12 protein-coding genes and 1 riboswitch are annotated in these 16,715 nt (G+C 54.7%); of the genes, 2 read left to right on the top strand and 10 right to left on the bottom strand.

Annotated features, from left to right (window positions below; all coding sequences use genetic code 11):
• Positions 1-2: 2 nt before the first annotated feature.
• The 7 genes from DACE_RS13975 to DACE_RS13945 form a co-directional block, all read right to left on the bottom strand.
• A complete protein-coding gene (locus DACE_RS13975; protein WP_006002258.1) occupies positions 3-3,248 on the bottom strand; it encodes a S8 family serine peptidase in 3,246 nt (1,081 codons plus the stop codon).
• Complete coding sequence (budA, locus tag DACE_RS13970; protein WP_006002255.1) at positions 3,245-4,018, bottom strand: acetolactate decarboxylase; 774 nt, start codon at positions 4,016-4,018, stop codon at positions 3,245-3,247. The genes DACE_RS13975 and budA overlap by 4 nt, the downstream gene beginning before the upstream one ends.
• Positions 4,019-4,043: 25 nt before the next feature.
• Entirely contained in the window at positions 4,044-5,318 is a 1,275-nt protein-coding gene (locus tag DACE_RS13965; protein WP_006002253.1) for an amidohydrolase family protein, read from the bottom strand.
• A 79-nt stretch (positions 5,319-5,397) separates the two neighbouring features.
• Positions 5,398-6,798, bottom strand: a complete 1,401-nt coding sequence (locus DACE_RS13960; RefSeq protein ID WP_006002251.1) for a sodium:solute symporter family protein — start codon at positions 6,796-6,798, stop codon at positions 5,398-5,400.
• Positions 6,799-7,083: 285 nt separating this feature from the next.
• Positions 7,084-7,512: a hypothetical protein gene (locus DACE_RS17550; RefSeq protein WP_005999951.1), complete on the bottom strand. Its 429-nt coding sequence runs from the start codon at positions 7,510-7,512 to the stop codon at positions 7,084-7,086.
• A gap of 81 nt (positions 7,513-7,593) precedes the next feature.
• Entirely contained in the window at positions 7,594-7,830 is a 237-nt protein-coding gene (locus DACE_RS13950) for a hypothetical protein (protein ID WP_006002249.1), read from the bottom strand.
• 50 nt (positions 7,831-7,880) lie between these two features.
• Positions 7,881-8,111: a hypothetical protein gene (locus DACE_RS13945; protein ID WP_005999948.1), complete on the bottom strand. Its 231-nt coding sequence runs from the start codon at positions 8,109-8,111 to the stop codon at positions 7,881-7,883.
• A 683-nt stretch (positions 8,112-8,794) separates the two neighbouring features.
• Between DACE_RS13945 and hcp the strand changes: the two genes are divergently transcribed.
• On the top strand, positions 8,795-10,405 hold the full coding sequence (gene hcp, locus DACE_RS13940; RefSeq protein ID WP_198912597.1) for a hydroxylamine reductase: 1,611 nt from the start codon (positions 8,795-8,797) through the stop codon (positions 10,403-10,405).
• A gap of 533 nt (positions 10,406-10,938) precedes the next feature.
• Positions 10,939-13,179, top strand: a complete 2,241-nt coding sequence (locus DACE_RS13935) for an inorganic phosphate transporter (RefSeq protein ID WP_040367539.1) — start codon at positions 10,939-10,941, stop codon at positions 13,177-13,179.
• A gap of 71 nt (positions 13,180-13,250) precedes the next feature.
• Here DACE_RS13935 and metE read toward each other — a convergent pair whose 3' ends face one another.
• From metE to nrdD, 3 genes are all read right to left on the bottom strand, one after another.
• Entirely contained in the window at positions 13,251-15,548 is a 2,298-nt protein-coding gene (metE, locus tag DACE_RS13930; RefSeq protein WP_006002243.1) for a 5-methyltetrahydropteroyltriglutamate--homocysteine S-methyltransferase, read from the bottom strand.
• Positions 15,549-15,577: 29 nt separating this feature from the next.
• Positions 15,578-15,764, bottom strand: a riboswitch (cobalamin riboswitch).
• 57 nt (positions 15,765-15,821) lie between these two features.
• A complete protein-coding gene (locus tag DACE_RS13925) occupies positions 15,822-16,409 on the bottom strand; it encodes an anaerobic ribonucleoside-triphosphate reductase activating protein (protein WP_006002241.1) in 588 nt (195 codons plus the stop codon).
• On the bottom strand, positions 16,406-16,564 hold the full coding sequence (nrdD, locus tag DACE_RS18230) for an anaerobic ribonucleoside-triphosphate reductase (protein WP_006002239.1): 159 nt from the start codon (positions 16,562-16,564) through the stop codon (positions 16,406-16,408). Before nrdD ends, DACE_RS13925 begins: the two co-directional genes overlap by 4 nt.
• Between the last annotated feature and the right edge of the window lie 151 nt (positions 16,565-16,715).

The following is a 16,715-nucleotide window of genomic DNA, read 5'->3' as shown; positions in this document are numbered from 1 at the left end:
GATTATTCTCCCATCACCCGCAGCGGAATCATTTTTTCCTGCAGCCCATCGACGCTGTTCACATCAATGCCGACCACTCCATACCAGTACTCACCACTTTCAAGTGTCGGCACATCCCACTGGGTTGTCAGCACAAACGGATTAGTCACTGGATTTTGCGGTGTGACGGTCAAGGTCGCTAACCCCGCATCCGCTTCATTGACCACGCCGTAGCGGATGGTTACCAGATCATCAACGCGGTCAGACGCAAAATTCTGCACGGCAATCCACCATTGACCCGCTTCGGGGTTCATGATGGTGACCGACTCATCGGCACCGCCAGTCGCACTGACGCCAATCTCCTCATCACTGCCCTGTTGACCGACAAACATGTCGATGTCAGGAGAGTCCTGTGAATCGGCATCAACATACAACGCCAGAGCTCCCTCAGGAACATCGACGGTCAGCCAGACGACACCTCCATCATCGTTGGTATAATCGGCGGGTGTTGGGTCAGAACTCATCAACTCTTGGGTCTGCTGGGCTGCGACCAGCCCATAGGCGGTGATCTGCGTCCCTCCGAATGTCTGCAGATTGTACCAGGAAGCGCTGGCGTTGATCTGATCGCTGACCACCTCCAGCGTCTCGGGCACGGAAAAGGCCTGAGGATAGACCGCCACCGGAAAATGTTCCGTCGGCACGCGTCCGGCCTCTTCCGTGATCACAACACGTCCGAAAAGCCACTCGTTCAGTGGCGCATCAGCGGCATCGGCAGTTACCTGCAGTTCAATACTCTCACCGGCTGCCAGCTCAAACGAGTCCGGCACCACGCTCAGCGAAAGATTTTCCGCATTGACAACGGATACATTCCAACGGGTGACTTCCTCGCTGACGTTGGTCAGCTGCCGTGTCCATTGGCTTTGTCCGATACAACTCCCATCACCGAATGCAGACAGGTTCAGTGTCAACGGCGTAGAATCCAGACCACCTTCGGCCCAGGATGAGTTGGCCGGGTCTGCCAGGCGAAAGGCGTCGGTTTGTTCATCAAGCAGCAACACACTGCGCATGGCCAAGGGGGCATTAATGCGCCCGGCACCGCAATCAAACGGCGTCGCCGCCGTGCCAACATAATCCGTGGTCACATCGGTCCACGATGTGCTCATAATCGCCGATTGCGCCTCAGCCGGGCTCCACTCCGGGTGCAGTCCTTTGACCAGAGCCAGTACCCCGGCCACGTGCGGACTGGCCATAGAGGTGCCGTTGTAGACTGCATAGCCCTTTGCTTCGGCAACCGGAGCAAAGATATTCGCTCCCGGCGCGGCAATATCCGGCTTGATAATCTCCGGCACGACGCTGTTTGCCCCCCGTGAGCTGAACCCCGTTACAATATCACCAGCCATTGAATCACTGACGGCTTCGGTCCCCGTCAACAAGCCACGCAAAGTCCGCCCCGCTGTAGCCGCTTCATTCAGCCAGACTTTGAGCTGCTCGGCATCATCATAGGCGATATGAACCGAGGGAATCACACAGGCATCGGCAATCAGAGCAGTTTTTCCTCCCGGCTCCACCTCGGCCATGATCATCGCCCCGCCACCATTGGCTTCAACGTGCTCCGCTTTCTCGGTCCGAGCATTATCACCACGGTCACAAATGACAATCTGGCCATCAAACAACCCATTAAAGCTGCCAGTACAAGTCGCATCCCCATAATCGCCGGCATAAACAATATCCGCCGCATCATAGCCTAACGAGAGCGCCAGACCGGAAATCGACTCTTTATCCGCATCGTCATCGACAAACTCCAGCGTGTTGACATAGCAGATATCGTGGGTGGTGGCCGCCACAGAGGTCAACCACGGGATAATTCCCGGTGTATCGACCGTTTCTTCACCGGGACCGTCATTGCCTGCGGCTACGGCCACATGAATCCCCGCCTCCTGAGCGGCCAGTAATGGCAATCCGTATTCCGTGTCTGTCCACGGATTTGCCTTCCCTCCCCCCAGTGACATATTGATGACATCAACCTCATCCATCACCGCCTGTTCAATGGCAGCAATAATGGCATCTCCGGAGAGTGACCCATCGGCCTTTTCCGTGTTGTAGGAGATAATATTGGCGTGCGGTGCCACACCGGAAATGATCGCGGACAGGTAATAACCACTATCCAAAGTCACCGCCGCATCATAGACGATGTTGCCGGCAGCCGTGGCCGCGACATGGCTACCGTGACCATCAGTATCGACATTGATTTCGCGGTCATCCGCCAGCACCCAGGCACCGATCAGCTTGTTGTTGCAGGGAAAGTCAGCATCATAATCGGGGTTATCCGGATCGCAGACGCCGTAAAATTTTCCCTTCGGATTGTCGTGTTCATAGCCATCGCCACCCACTTCAAAAAAGGACGGATTATGGGGATTGATGCCGGTATCGATAATACCGACCACCACCCCTTCGCCCATGGTGCCGAACGGCGGACTGAACAACGCGCCATACCACACCAGAGGCGCATTGATCCAGGCGACACCAGGCGAGCAATCGTGGGCATACGGCCACTCGATGGTCACGGTTTTATGATCGCCGCCCGAACCGCAGGCCGCCATCAGCAAGGTCAGCACCACGGCAATGCCCCACCACATCAGGGTTGCCGACCGCCGCCGACACAATGCCTCGGCCGCCCCCCAGCACAGGGCGCACACCACCAGCACCAGGGTCACCGCTGTCATCCGCTGACGGTTGTTGAGTGGCGCATGACGGGTAATCGTTTCACTCGGGGGCTTGCCCGACTCATGCTGGCGCGGCTTAATAACCTGTTCCTGTTGCACGCGAACCACGCCGGGGACCTTGCCCAGCAGACTGGCCTGCGCCGCAGTCAAATTGACACTGACGCCGTTGAAGGTGATGGCATAGGCGTGAACAACCTCCAGCGGCGCGCCAAGAACCGCCTCAGCCTGACTTAGAAACAACTGGCGTTGCTGGCTCAGATATTCGCTATACGCCTGTGCGGCCGGGCTGGAAAGATCGAGTCTGTCTGTCCCGGCAGCACGCGGATTGGTCGCCGCATAGCCGGGAATATCGCCCTGATACAGCGCCAGAGGTTGCCCCTCCAACTGAACGATATAGCGACTCTCACCCTGCTCGGTGATCATAGCTTTGCTTGACGTGCCTCCGATCACGGTTTGCGCCATCACCGGTACGACAGGTAATGCCATCAGGGCCACGATCAGAAAAACACGCCACACCAGTCCTCGCATCACAGACCTTTGGTTCATTTTTCCACCTTCTCCAGCTCGGCACCACGGTCACGCTCAAGATCCATGGTTGAGAAATCTCCCCCTTGCGGCAATAACAGAGTGAACCTGTGCAGCGGCTGCAGTGCAACCGTGGCCTGTTCGACATCAAAGGCAAGGACATGACCGCCCTGTTGCTGATCAGCACTGAGAAAATGGAGATGATAGCCGGGCACATTCACCCCTTTGACAAAGGGCGGACAATAGAAGCCAACCAGGACACCGCGCACGTTGTCCATTTCAAATACCGGCTGGTGTTTGACCACCTCGACCAGCGGCGGATAGGGTTTATTCTGTTTGGGAACGCTGCGGGTTCGCACATGTTTGAACAGCCCCTCGACCTTGAACGCACAAAACAGGTTAGGTGAACCCATGATCTTATCCATCTGCGCTGTGAAAGCGGCAAGATCAGTGCCCTGTTCGAGCGACAGGTGTCGCGTCGGCGCAAAACGGGTTACCGAGGCAAACGGTGTCGTCTCGTTATCACTGACCGGCATCACGTGGCCATCCGCAGGCACACGAAACACCTGGCCATCGACCACCACCATCTCACCATCGAGGCCATCAAAGGTGCCAATGCCGAGATCACCGTGCTGCTTCAGATCTCCAATGGTCGTCACACCGTCATACATGCCGCCGAGTAAGGCATCAATCGTCGAAATCTGTACCAGAGCCGGTTGAGCGGCAAAAACAACACTGCTCCAGGTCAGGAGCAGCAGGCACACCAGTATGTATCGAGACATCTTTGTCATTGATCAATCCTGTCGTTTAAAAAAATCAGAGGGAAAAATCCACACCCAGCGTCGTGTCGCCGAGGTGCAGATGCGAACACTGCGGGGCGCTTTCAGCAATCACCCGGCCACGGCGAATGACTTTAAGGCGGGTGGCCCGCAGGCGTAGAGCCTCAATGGGATCAGGCGCCTGCAAAACTACCATGTCGGCATAACATCCCGGCTCCAGGCCATAACCTTCAAGGTTGAGAATGCGTGCCGCGTTGCGGGTAACCGCGCCAAACAGTTGCTCCATTTCAGTGGTACCACTCATGTGCAGGGCATGCACGCCCATGTGCGCCACTTCGAGCATGTCGTGGCTGCCGAGGGGATACCACGGGTCGACTATGTCATCGTGCCCCAGAGCGACATTGATTCCGGCGGCCAGCATCTCCTTGACCCGTGTCAGGCCGCGCCGCTTCGGATAAGTATCGTGACGTCCCTGCAGCACCATGTTGACCAAGGGATTACAGATGGCATTGATCCGCGCCTCGGCCATCAGCGGCAATAATTTACTGACATAATAATTGTCCATGCTGTGCATGGAGGTCAGGTGGGAACCGGTCACCCGCCCCTGCAAACCACAGCGCTGGGTGTGATAGGCCAGACTCTCGATGTGACGCGACAACGGATCATCGGATTCGTCGCAGTGCATATCGACCATCAGACCGCGTTTGGCCGCCAGTTCACACAGTTGACGCACCGACTCAGCACCATCATCCATGGTGCGTTCAAAATGGGGAATGCCGCCGATGACATCGACGCCCAGATCGAGGGCGCGCGTCAGTTGCGCTTTGGCCTTGGGGTCGCGCAGATAGCCGTCCTGGGGAAAGGCGACCAGTTGCAGATCCACATAGGGTTTGATCTGTTCGCGCACCGCCACCAGAGCTTCAACGGCACGCAACTGCGGATCACAGATATCGACATGGGAGCGAATGGCCAACGTGCCACGAGCGATGGACCACGACAACAGCTTCATGGCCCGCTCGCTGATGCGCTCCACGGTCTGCTCCGGCTTCAGATCGCCCCACAGGGCAATCCCTTCCAACAGCGTTCCGCTGACATTGCGCCGCTGCTGATCGTGCAGGGCCAACGTCGCATCCATGTGAAAATGGCTGTCGACAAACGGCGGTGTCACCAACTGACCGGCGGCGTCAATCTCCTGCGTTGCCGTAATCGCCAGATCGGGACCAACCTCGACGATGCGCCCATCACGACAGGCGATATCCACCAGATCATTCCGACCAACTGTCCGTGCCCGTTTTACCAGCAAATCGACCATACCGTCCTCCGTCAGTCACACCACCGTGGCTAAGAATCTGTTCTCTTACCTCAATGACATCACACCCGTGCGATCACCATCAGACATCCGCTGCGACAGCAGGCGAAGGCGTTAGCACATTGACCGTGCTAAAGACGGTCAGATTGGCAAACACGCCGATCAACAAACCATCAAAACCGCCGGGGCTACCGAGCATGGCGTTCCACACATAGACACCGACAAGACCGGCCGCAGCACCGGCGACAAAAGCCAGCTTCGATGCGCGGTAACCCAGCAATGTCGCTGCCAGCGGTACCAGGATAATTGGCGACCAGAAATTGTAGGCATAGATGAGGATATCGAGCAGGCTTTGAATGCGGATGGCAAAGATAATCGCCAGACCTCCCGTCACCAAGGTGGCCAGCCGCGCCCACAGCAAACCGCGCTGCTCACTGAGCTTTTCCTTACGCAGCGGATTGACGATGTCGTTGACAAACGCCACCGAAGCGCTGTTGAGAAACGAGTCGGCAGACGACATCACCACGGCAATAATCCCGGCGATCACCAGACCACGCAGGCCGATAGGCAGAGCTGATTGCACCACATAGGGAATGGCCTGGTTTGGATCAATCTGCGGATTGAGCGCCAGAGCCACCAACCCCAGGCAGCCGGAAACAGCAAAGAAGGGAATGGAAAACATCCCGCTAAAAAACGTCCCCCGACACAAGTGGCGGATATCCTTGCTGATGAACAAACGACGCACATAGGGTGGCACCAGGGTTTCACCAAGCAGAAAAGTGAGAAACAGCGAGAGGAATTTAACCAGACTGATCGATCCGAACACCTCCAGATGACCGGAAGGTAAACGACTCTGCATCATCTCAAGACCGCCGAGACTGTAAATACCGAGAATCAATGACAGAGGGATACCAAGAGACAGCACCACAAACTGCAGCACATCGGTGGCCACGACGGCCCGCATACCGCCGATCGTATCGTAGACAATGATGATCCCCATGCCGATCAGAATTCCGGCCGGAACAGAGATGCCAAGAAACAGGTTGAACAGATAGCCCATGCCGCCGATCTGGGCACCGAGGATACCGGCGCACAGCAACACCGAAAACACACCGGTAACCACTTTGCCGACCTTGCCGTAATCCACCTCCATCACGTCACCCACCGAAATAGCCTTGGGAAAGCGTCCGGCATTAGGGGCAATGTAGCGCGCCACCAGCAACTCTTTGAGACTGAACCCCCACAGAACTACGATATTGATAATACCGACGGAAAAGACCTTTTCGGCATTGCCCATGGTGAATCCGCCGCCAATAAAGGAAGCCGACAGTGTCGCGGCAATGATCAACGAATTGTAGTTACGATCGGCAACAGCGTATTCTTCCAGTTCCGTGACCCGACGTCCGGCCCACAAACCAACGCCAAGAATACACATCAGATAGACGACGATGACGATCTTGTCGATCAATGCCAGTTCAACCATGTTCACCTCATAAAAAAGTTATGACAGCAGGAATTTTTAATATCTCAGCAAGTCGTTGCGACCCGATTTAACCCAAAGGCAGTGAAATCTTACATAAAAAACAAAATCCACAGAACTTTCAACTTAACTTTTTATTCTCATCAACACAAGCTTTGAGATTAATTTTAGACGTCATAAATGATGCGCAAAAAAAAAGGCGCTCCTTATCGGGAGCGCCGGACACATTCATCACAGCATGTCAAATATCAAATAGTTTGGTCGCGTTAGGCAAACGTGGTTTTTAACTCAGTTGGCACCACCAAAAACCGGTGCCAGTTTCTTCCAGATACTCCTGCCCTGTTTTTCACACACCTCACGGGCGCATTCCAGGGCCAGTTGCAACTCGTGGCAATCCTCTTCGTCGTGCGGCTCCATGGCGTGATAGAAAATCCCTGCGGCACGCGCCTGGCGCAAAAAGCCCATCTGTGCATCGTCAGCCAGCAGGATGATTTTCAGATGCTTCTGCAGATAGCGGAAGATCGGGATGACATCCAGCACGCAACTGCCGTCAAAGGTTTTGCCCAGCAGCATGATCGCCGTCTCCTCTTCGCGCAACGCATCAATGGCTTCATTGAGTGTGGCGACGGGTTTGGCAACACACCCGGCCTTTTCAACACACTGCATCAGTGCGTCGGTTTCAGCAGGAGACTGGTAAGCAATAATCACGGGTAACATGGGTCGCTCTCCTGTGTGAGAGGCGATGCCCCGGTTGTGGGAGCCGGGGCATCCAGTGCAACGCTAACCTCAAAAGCACGCTTAATGCGATTTCTGTTCGGCGTGCTCTTTGGGGCTGGCAACGGCTTTGACGATGCCGAACATCACCAGAACAGCCGGGACCAGTTGAGCGACAACGATCAGGGCGCAGAAGCCGAGAAATGCCCAGACCAGGAATCCGCTGTTGTCGACGCGGCCAGCGGTGGTTGCGGCCAGCGAAGGTGAAGCCATCATCAGGGTCAACAGAGCAGTCAGAGCGATGTTTTTAAGTGCTTTCATGGTTTTGGTTCCTTTCGTGTTTTGTGCTGTGAATGACATTAAATAAAGAGTTAAGCGTTGTGCTTATGGCTGTGATCGTCGGAGTGTCCGAGAACGCCCTTGACCATACCGAAGCCCATGACCAGGGCCGGGATGAGTTGACCGACCACGATCAGACCGATAAAGCCGAGGAACAACCAGGTCAGCAGACCACTGTCGGAAGATTCCTGTCCGGCAAAGGCCGGAACGGCTGCGATTGCGAGAAGTATCAGGCTGGTGGCGATTTTTTTCAGGGCTTTCATGACGTCCTCCTATGGTTATGCAATGTTCGCTGCTTGTACTCGTTATTGAGTGTTGTGCGTTGTTCTTGCCTTTCTGATATAGCGAGAGACGTACCAACTTTAGAAAATAACCATTTTTTCTATGTAAGATACTGTTTTTACAGGTTTTTCTTTGCAGCTACGCAGTGACTCCCCGCTTTCAGACAAGACGAAACTGTATAAAAAAGCTATGCATCTGAGTGTCATCGCATCTTGCTCAAGATTAAGCTATCTTTAAATTATCTTTTAATTTCAAAGGGTTAGCTACTGCATAACTAAGCCATACATTTTGAATGGTTTTTATATTTTTTATTTATTCATGGTTCTCGCAAAAATCCGTCCCTGGCTTTTCTCAAACACACCTTGAAAAGAATCACCTCAAAAAGTTCATATAATCAATTCGTTGCAACAAGCACGACCATTTTTATCGTCTTTTCCTGGGCTCCGCGAGACCTTTTGCAAGAGGCTCATTCGCTTTTTTTTTCGGGAAAAAAGACCGTTTCTTGATCTGGATCAAATACCTGACCGATTGATTCCTCTATTCTGCTTCTCAACGCAGCCATTCCCCTCAATTAAGGACAACAGGCATGAAACGCATTCTGGAATTTTTTGGTTTCTCTCAATCCTCAAACTCAGCCCAGGAAAGGAAACTTCCCATGGAAAACATGTTTTGCTATCAATGCGAACAAGCCGCCAACGGTGGCTGCTCCAAGATTGGCGTCTGCGGTAAGCAGCCCGAGGTTGCCGCCCTGCAGGACCTTCTCGTCTATGCACTGAAAGGGATCGCCTTCTGGGCGGATAAAGCCCGCGCCAACGATAAAAAAGATGCGGAGATCGACCGTTTTATGATCGATGGCCTGTTTGCCACGGTGACCAATGTCGACTTTGATGCTGCAGCCATTGAAAAACTGATCCGCCAGGCGGCGGCATTGAAAGACAAGGCTGCTGCTCTGGCCGGACCAATTGCCGTTGACATTCCTCAGGCCGCGCAATGGCAGCCTGCGGCAACCCAAGGCGAACTGATTCTCCAAGGCGTTCAGCATGGCGTCAAAGATCCGGCCCTTGATGCCGATGTGCATTCTACGCAACAGATTCTTATTTACGGCATGAAAGGCTATGCCGCCTATGCGCATCACGCGCTGGTGATCGGCCTGGAAGAGGACGAGATCTACGCCTTTACCCATCGTGCTCTGGCCGCCACCCTCGACACCTCGCTGGGCTTGATGGATTACGTCAACCTGTGCATGGAATGTGGCCGTATCAATCTGGTGACCATGCAACTGCTCGATAAAGCCAATACCGACAGCTATGGTCATCCGGTGCCGACGCCGGTTAATCTCGGCACCAAGGCGGGCAAAGCGATTCTGGTGTCCGGTCACGACCTGCGCATGCTCGAAGAGCTGCTCAAGCAAACCGAAGGTAAAGGGATCAACATTTATACCCACGGTGAAATGCTCCCAGCACACGGTTATCCGGAACTGAAGAAATACAATCACCTGGCAGGCAACTTCGGTGGTGCATGGCAGGACCAGGCCAAGGAGTTTGCCAACTTCCCCGGCGCGATCATTTTCAATACAAACTGCATCCAGAAACCGGCTGAATCCTACAAAGATCGCCTGTTTACATGGGGTCTGGTGGAATGGCCCGACGTGCCGCACATTGATGGCTGGGATTTTTCCGCCGTAATCGACAAAGCTCAGGATTGCGAAGGCTTTAACGACGCTCCCGGCAAAGAGATTCTGGTCGGCTTCGGTCACAATGCGGTGATGAGTGTGGCAGATAAGGTGATTGAAGCGGTTAAGGCGGGCGATATTCGCCACTTCTTCCTCGTCGGTGGCTGCGATGGTGCCAAAACCGGACGCAACTATTACACTGAATTCGCTGAAAAGGTGCCGGAAGACTGCGTCATCCTGACTCTGGCCTGCGGCAAGTACCGCTTCAACAAACTTGACTTTGGTGACATCGGCGGCATTCCGCGTTTGCTCGATATCGGTCAATGCAACGATGCCTACAGCGCCATTCAGATTGCCGTGGCCCTAGCCGGGGCCTTTGACTGCGACGTCAACGAGCTGCCGCTGTCGATGATCCTGTCGTGGTACGAGCAGAAAGCCGTCGCCATTCTGCTGACGCTGCTCCACCTCGGCATTAAAAACATTAAGCTCGGTCCAACACTGCCGGCGTTCATTACTCCGAATGTGCTCAACTTTTTGGTTGAGAACTTCAACATCGGTCCGATCACCACAGCCGAACAAGATCTGGAGCAGATCCTCGGATAACCTCCCTTTCCCCTTCCGAGTCTCTCCTCAGGCCGATCCGTCCCAGCGGATCGGCCTATTTTTTTGCGGGTTCCGTATTATGGGAAACCAACTGCAGGAGCAAATTTATTGGCGAATCGAGCATTCTCCTCTTTTAAATATATTGGATTCGCGGCTGACCCCACTCTTACAACCTATTGTTGCAACAATGTTGTCGTACGCCCTCAATTCACCTAAAGTGTCTACTCATATTTCAGGTGCATGAGTACGGAAACCATCCTTTTCAGTTTTCTCCCCGGTTAAGGCGTGGAAAAAAAATGATTTTATGTTAGAAAAACATGCAAGCCCTAACACAAACCTAACAATTCGCCTCTATACAGGCGAACGAACATTTAAGGCAAGGTGAAAGGCTATGGTCCATGTTGTTTTCCAACCTGAAATCACGTCATTTTTACACACCGGGTCAGGCTGTGCAGCCTCCCGGTTTTTTGCTGTATACGCCTTGCCGTAGCTTGACCACCTTTTTCCGAATCTGGAAAGGATAACCACACCTTATGGGAACTGAATTCTTTATGGTCGGGGTTGGAATCCTGATCATCATTGCCATCATCGACATTGTCGTCGGCGTCAGCAATGATGCGGTGAACTTCCTCAATTCCTCCATTGGCTCCGGTGTCGCCACCCGCCGCACCATCATGATCATCGCCAGTCTCGGCATCATCGCAGGCGTCACCTTTTCCAGCGGCATGATGGAGGTGGCCCGTAAAGGAATTTTCCACCCGGAATTCTTTACCATGCCGGAACTGCTGACCGTATTTCTCGCGGTCATGATCACCGATATTATCCTGCTTGACCTGTTCAATACCTACGGCATGCCGACATCGACCACCGTTTCTATTGTGTTCGAACTTCTCGGTGCGGCCGTTGTCGTCTCGCTGCTCAAAATCATCTCCGCCGGAGATGGCCTGTCGACCATTGCCAATTACATCAACTCGGCCAAAGCGTTTACCATTATCATGGGTATTCTGCTTTCCGTGGCCGTATCGTTTGTCTGTGGTGCCGTTGCCCAGTTTTTCACCCGATTGTTATTCACCTTTGACTACCGCCAACGCATTAAACGTTACGGTGCTCTGTGGGGTGGACTGGCACTGACCTCGATCACCTATTTCATCCTGGTGAAGGGCGCCAAAGGCGCTTCGTTCATGACGGCGGAAAACATCAGTTGGATCAAAGGCAACACCCTGCTCCTGATCGGCATTATCTTTGTTTCCTCCGCTGTGATTCTGCAAATTCTCCAACTGATGAAGGTCAACATTCTCAAACCGATTGTTCTCATCGGCACCTTTGCTCTGGCCATGGCCTTTGCCGCCAATGACCTGGTCAACTTCATCGGCGTTCCACTGGCCGGCCTGCATGCGTTTAAGTCGGCCATCGCCACGGCCGATCCGCTCACTGTCACCATGGGTGCCCTGGACAAAAAAGTGCACTCGGAAACGCTTTACCTGCTCATCGCCGGCATTATCATGGTTCTGACCATCTGGATATCACGCAAATCCCGCAGTGTCTCCGAGACCGAAATCAGCCTCAGCCAGCAGGATGAAGGGGCGGAACGTTTTGAATCCATTGGTCTGTCACGTGCCATTGTCCGCCTGGTTCTGCATATCTTTGATACCGCCAAACTGGTGGTTCCCAAACCGGTCCGTCATCTGGTCAGCCGCCGACTCGACCCCACTGCCGCACCGCTGCCCACGGAAGGAGGCACCACCGCATCCTTTGACCTGCTGCGCGCTTCGGTCAACCTGATGATGGCCAGTGCGGTGATCTCCTACGCCACGTCCAACAAGCTGCCACTGTCCACCACCTATGTGACCTTCATGGTCGCCATGGGCAGTTCGTTTGCAGACCAGGCCTGGGGCCGTGAAAGCGCCGTCTATCGCATCACCGGTGTTCTCACGGTTATCGGCGGCTGGTTTATGACGGCTGTGATCGCTTTTACCTGTGCCGCCACTTTTGCCACCGTTATCTTCTACGGTCAGGCACTCGGTGTCATTGTGCTGATTTTGCTCGCCGCCGGCCTGATCTACAATGCCCATTGCAAACATCGCGTTATGTCCGGCGAAGCGGAAAAAGAGAAAATTTTCAACCTCAAGTCCGTTGAAGAACCACTAACAGCCATTGAGACAACCTTTGAACACATGGGCCTGTTACTCGACGAGATCCGCACCTCACTGGACAGCACCCTTGAAGCTCTGTTTCGTGAGAACCCGGATCAGTTGCGCGTACAGCGCAAGCGGGTGAAAAAGATTCAGCGCTGGTCCAATGTCATCAGCGCCAATGTTTTCAAAGCCATGCGCGTGCTCAGCCAAACGGGACTGGCGGTTTCCAACAAGTACCCTCAGACCATCCGCCGCATGCAGAAACTCTCCGACGGCCAGCGTGATATTGTTCTGCGCTCTTATCGTCATGTCGGCAACCATCACAAAGGCTTGCTGCCGGTACAGATTGAGGAGCTGCAGCAAGTGCGCGAACTGCTCAACGAAATCCTCACGGAAGTGGAAGAAACATTCCACCGCCGTCGCACCGCCGACCTCGACAGTCTGCGCCGAAAAGATGAACAACTGCGCACCCTGGCCGCCATGCTTGACGAAAAGCAGGCACTGCGCATTCACGACAATTCGTCGAAAACGCGTTTGAGTATCCTTTACTATGCCATCGTCGGTAATGCGATGATGCTGTCGAAACAAAACCTTGAATTGCTGGAAATTTTCGAGCAATCGTTCGGTGAAATTGATTAACAGGGTGGTGAAAAATCCTTACTGAATCTAAAAAAACCCCACATCTTTCGATGCGGGGTTTTTTAGTGCAATCAGTCCGCCGTCCGGCAACTCTGCTGATCCTGTTCCACCCTCTGTCGCACCTGATGGGCTGCCGAGACCATATTGCGCAGCGCTGCGCGCACTTCCGGCCATTGGCGGGTTTTCAGGCCGCAGTCCGGGTTGATCCACAATTTCTCTTTCGGCACCACCTCCAGTGCCCGCCAGATCAGATCGATCAGTTCCGCCACTTCGGGTACACGCGGGCTGTGGATGTCATAGATGCCCGGCCCGATCTCGTTGGGATACTCAAGGCGACGGAAACCTTCAAGCAGGTCCATGTTGCTGCGGCTGGCCTCAATGCTGATCACATCAGCATCCATGGCGGCAATCCAGGGCAGAATGGTATTGAAATCGCTGTAGCACATGTGGCTGTGAATCTGTGTGGTGTCGGCTACACCCGCGCTGGTAAGGCGAAAGCAATCCACGGCCCAGCGCAGATAGGTTTCGGCTTCGTCCTTGCGCAGCGGCATCCCTTCACGCAGGGCGGCTTCATCGATCTGGATCAACTGAATCCCGGCCTGTTCCAGATCCTGCACCTCGTCGCGCACGGCCAAAGCCAGTTGTCGGCACACGACATCGCGCGGCAGATCGTCGCGAACAAAGCTCCAGCACAGCATGGTCACCGGGCCGGTGACCATCCCTTTGATGGGTTTGTCGGTCAGGCTTTGAGCGTAGCGAATCCATTCTACGGTGATGGGGCGCGGTCGCGACACATCGCCGTAAATGATCGGCGGCTTGACGCAGCGGCTGCCGTAACTCTGCACCCAACCGTGTTCGCTGAAGCAGAAGCCATCCATCTGCTGGCCAAAATACTCAACCATGTCGTTGCGCTCCGGCTCACCATGCACCAGCACGTCCAGGCCCAGTACGTCCTGTTCACTGACGGCATTGTGAATCTCCGACTGCATGAACGTGCGATAAACCTGTTCGCTGACCTCGCCGCTCTGATAGCGACGACGCATGAGGCGGATGGCGCGGGTTTGTGGAAACGATCCGATTGTTGTGGTCGGCAGCAACGGCAGGTGCAGCCACTGGGCCTGTTGCGGACGGCGCAACGCGTAGGCTGTGCGTGTGTGCATCGCATCGCAGACCTGGGCGGCTCGCTGACGGACCAGAGGCCGCTCCACCCGCGAATCACTGCGGCGACAGTTCTGAATGCGGTCACTGCCACGCAGCAGTGCTTCGTGGTCGCCGTCATCGAGCAAGTGGGCCAGCAAGGCGACTTCGCGGCACTTCTGCACGGCAAAGGCCAGCCAGCTTTTGATGGCCGGATCGAGCTGCTGCTCCTGAAACAGGTCCACCGGCACGTGGAGCAGGGAGCTGGTGGAGCCAATCATCAGCCGCTCGTCACCAATCATGTTGCGCAACCTGTCGAGCCGCTCCCGGCTGCAACGCAGATCGTTCTTCCACACATTGCGTCCCTCGACGATCCCGGCGGAGACCATCATGCTTGTTGGCAACTGTTGAATGATTTCAGTCAAGTGCGACTCGTTGCGCAACACATCAAGATGGATGGCATCGCAGCCGCTGGCCGCGATTAACGGCACGGCCTCATCCAGGCGACCAAAGTAGGTGGCCAACAGCACTTGGCACGATCCGGCCGCCTTCTTGAGCTGTTGCCAGGTCGTTGTGGCCTGTGCTTTGCCTTCCAGAGACAGGTCAGTACACAGTACCGGCTCATCGATCTGAATCCAGTCGCACAGCGGTGCCAGCCGTTGAATCATCTGGCAATACACATCAAGAATTTGCGGCAGGAACTCCCAGCGATTAACGCCGTCTTCCTGTTTGCTCAAAGAGAGAAAGGTGATCGGTCCGATCAGAACCGGTTTGGGCCGCAACCCCAGAGCCAAGGCCTGGTGGGTTTCGTCGAGCAGTTTGCGCGATGCCAGTTGGATGTTGGTCTGGGCGGAAAATTCCGGGACCAGGTAGTGGTAATTGGTATCAAACCACTTGGTCATTTCCATGGCCGGGATATTGCGTTGCGCATCGCCACGCGCCATGTGGAAATAGGTGGTCAGGTCGACATCACCGTTCACCGTACCGAAACGGGGCGGCACCATGCCGAGCATGCAGGCGGTATCAAGCATCTGGTCATAAAGGGAAAAGTCACCAACCGTGACCAGAGATAAACCGTTGTCGTACTGATAGCGCCAGTTCTGCTCACGCAGAGTTTCGGCGCAATGCAATAATGCTTCGGCGCTGCTTTCGCCACGCCAGTAGGCCTCCAGGGCCCTTTTCAATTCTCGCCCACGACCAATCCGTGGGAAACCTAAAACATGTGCTTCCATTGACGTTCTCCTGTCTGAAACGCGAGACAAATGATTGTGTGTGAACAGGACGTCTTCTGGCTTCCGGCTCCCGTGATCCTGCGCCCTTCCGGTTGATATCAACCGTGGTGGCAGGGGGATTATCTATGCCGGTTACAGCGGCGCGCCCGCGACGGATTTTCACCGTCTTCCGTTTCCTGTTCGCCTTGGCGGATGCTTGATCCGCCTCCTCATGTGTTTTGTTTGCACACCTCCTTACCTTGATTTTCGCAAGCGATCCATTACGAAGCCAGGTTAACTGCGCATGGTTTGCAGCACCAGGGTTTCTCCCCACGACTCCACCAATGCTTGCATCTGTTCTAACCGACCCTCTTCACGCAACCACGGATCAACTGTGGTACGAAACTGATGGGCCACACCACTGGCGCGCAACAGCTCCGCGCTTTGCCGTGCCTGTTCTCCACTGGCGGGACATTTGGTGATCGTTTCGTAGTCGTCAAACGGGGCTTTCAAGTCCATGCCCACCCAGTCGCACAGCGGCAACAGAGCCCGCAGGCGGTCGGAATACGCACCATTGGTATGCAGGGCCACTTTCATGCCCAGCTCTTTGACGGTGTGCATGGCATCAATCAACGCTGTTTGCGCGGTGGGTTCACCGCCGCTGAACACGATGCCGTCGAGCAATCCGCGACGTTGTTGGATGAACGCCACCACCTGTTGCCAATCGAGCTGTTGTTGGCCCTGCTCCGGGATCAGTGCGGCATTGTGGCAGTAGTGGCAATGCCAGGGACAGCCCTGGCAATAGACCACTGCTGCCAGTTCACCGGGAAAATCGATGGTGGTGCAGCGGGTCAGGCCGCCCACCTGTAAAGCGGAACTCAACGGGTGCGTTCCTCGTTGAAGAAGCAGCGTTGCTGGTGTTCGGACTTTTTGCCAGAGTTGAAGGAACTTACCGGGCGGTGGTAGCCCATGACGCGGGTCCAAACTTCGCAGGGTTGGCGTTGGCTGTCATCGATCTGATTTTGGTTTTCTTTCATGGTTTGGCTCCTTTGTTGTTTGTTGTGTTCTTTTGTTTAAGTTCACAGTCTCAAGGCCAAGATCTAAGTCAAGGTCAGGGTCGCCGGGATTCGCCCCGGCAGGCGACATCCTTTTGACTTGCCGCTCAAAAGGATGCAAAAACCGGCTGAA

It is taken from the genome of Desulfuromonas acetoxidans DSM 684 (genome assembly GCF_000167355.1).
GTDB classification, from domain to species: Bacteria; Desulfobacterota; Desulfuromonadia; order Desulfuromonadales; family Desulfuromonadaceae; genus Desulfuromonas; species Desulfuromonas acetoxidans.
This window is presented reverse-complemented; position numbering and strand designations above follow the sequence as displayed.

Excerpts from the sequence above, each read along its gene's own strand:
- DACE_RS13935 (WP_040367539.1), top strand. The coding sequence starts at position 10,939 with ATGGGAACTGAATTCTTTATGGTCGGGGTTGGAATCCTGATCATCATT.
- DACE_RS13960 (WP_006002251.1), bottom strand. The coding sequence starts at position 6,798 with ATGGTTGAACTGGCATTGATCGACAAGATCGTCATCGTCGTCTATCTG.
- DACE_RS17550 (WP_005999951.1), bottom strand. The coding sequence starts at position 7,512 with ATGTTACCCGTGATTATTGCTTACCAGTCTCCTGCTGAAACCGACGCA.
- nrdD (WP_006002239.1), bottom strand. The coding sequence starts at position 16,564 with ATGAAAGAAAACCAAAATCAGATCGATGACAGCCAACGCCAACCCTGC.
- DACE_RS13945 (WP_005999948.1), bottom strand. The coding sequence starts at position 8,111 with ATGAAAGCCCTGAAAAAAATCGCCACCAGCCTGATACTTCTCGCAATC.
- metE (WP_006002243.1), bottom strand. The coding sequence starts at position 15,548 with ATGGAAGCACATGTTTTAGGTTTCCCACGGATTGGTCGTGGGCGAGAA.
- hcp (WP_198912597.1), top strand. The coding sequence starts at position 8,795 with ATGTTTTGCTATCAATGCGAACAAGCCGCCAACGGTGGCTGCTCCAAG.
- DACE_RS13965 (WP_006002253.1), bottom strand. The coding sequence starts at position 5,318 with ATGGTCGATTTGCTGGTAAAACGGGCACGGACAGTTGGTCGGAATGAT.
- DACE_RS13975 (WP_006002258.1), bottom strand. The coding sequence starts at position 3,248 with ATGAACCAAAGGTCTGTGATGCGAGGACTGGTGTGGCGTGTTTTTCTG.
- DACE_RS13950 (WP_006002249.1), bottom strand. The coding sequence starts at position 7,830 with ATGAAAGCACTTAAAAACATCGCTCTGACTGCTCTGTTGACCCTGATG.
- budA (WP_006002255.1), bottom strand. The coding sequence starts at position 4,018 with ATGACAAAGATGTCTCGATACATACTGGTGTGCCTGCTGCTCCTGACC.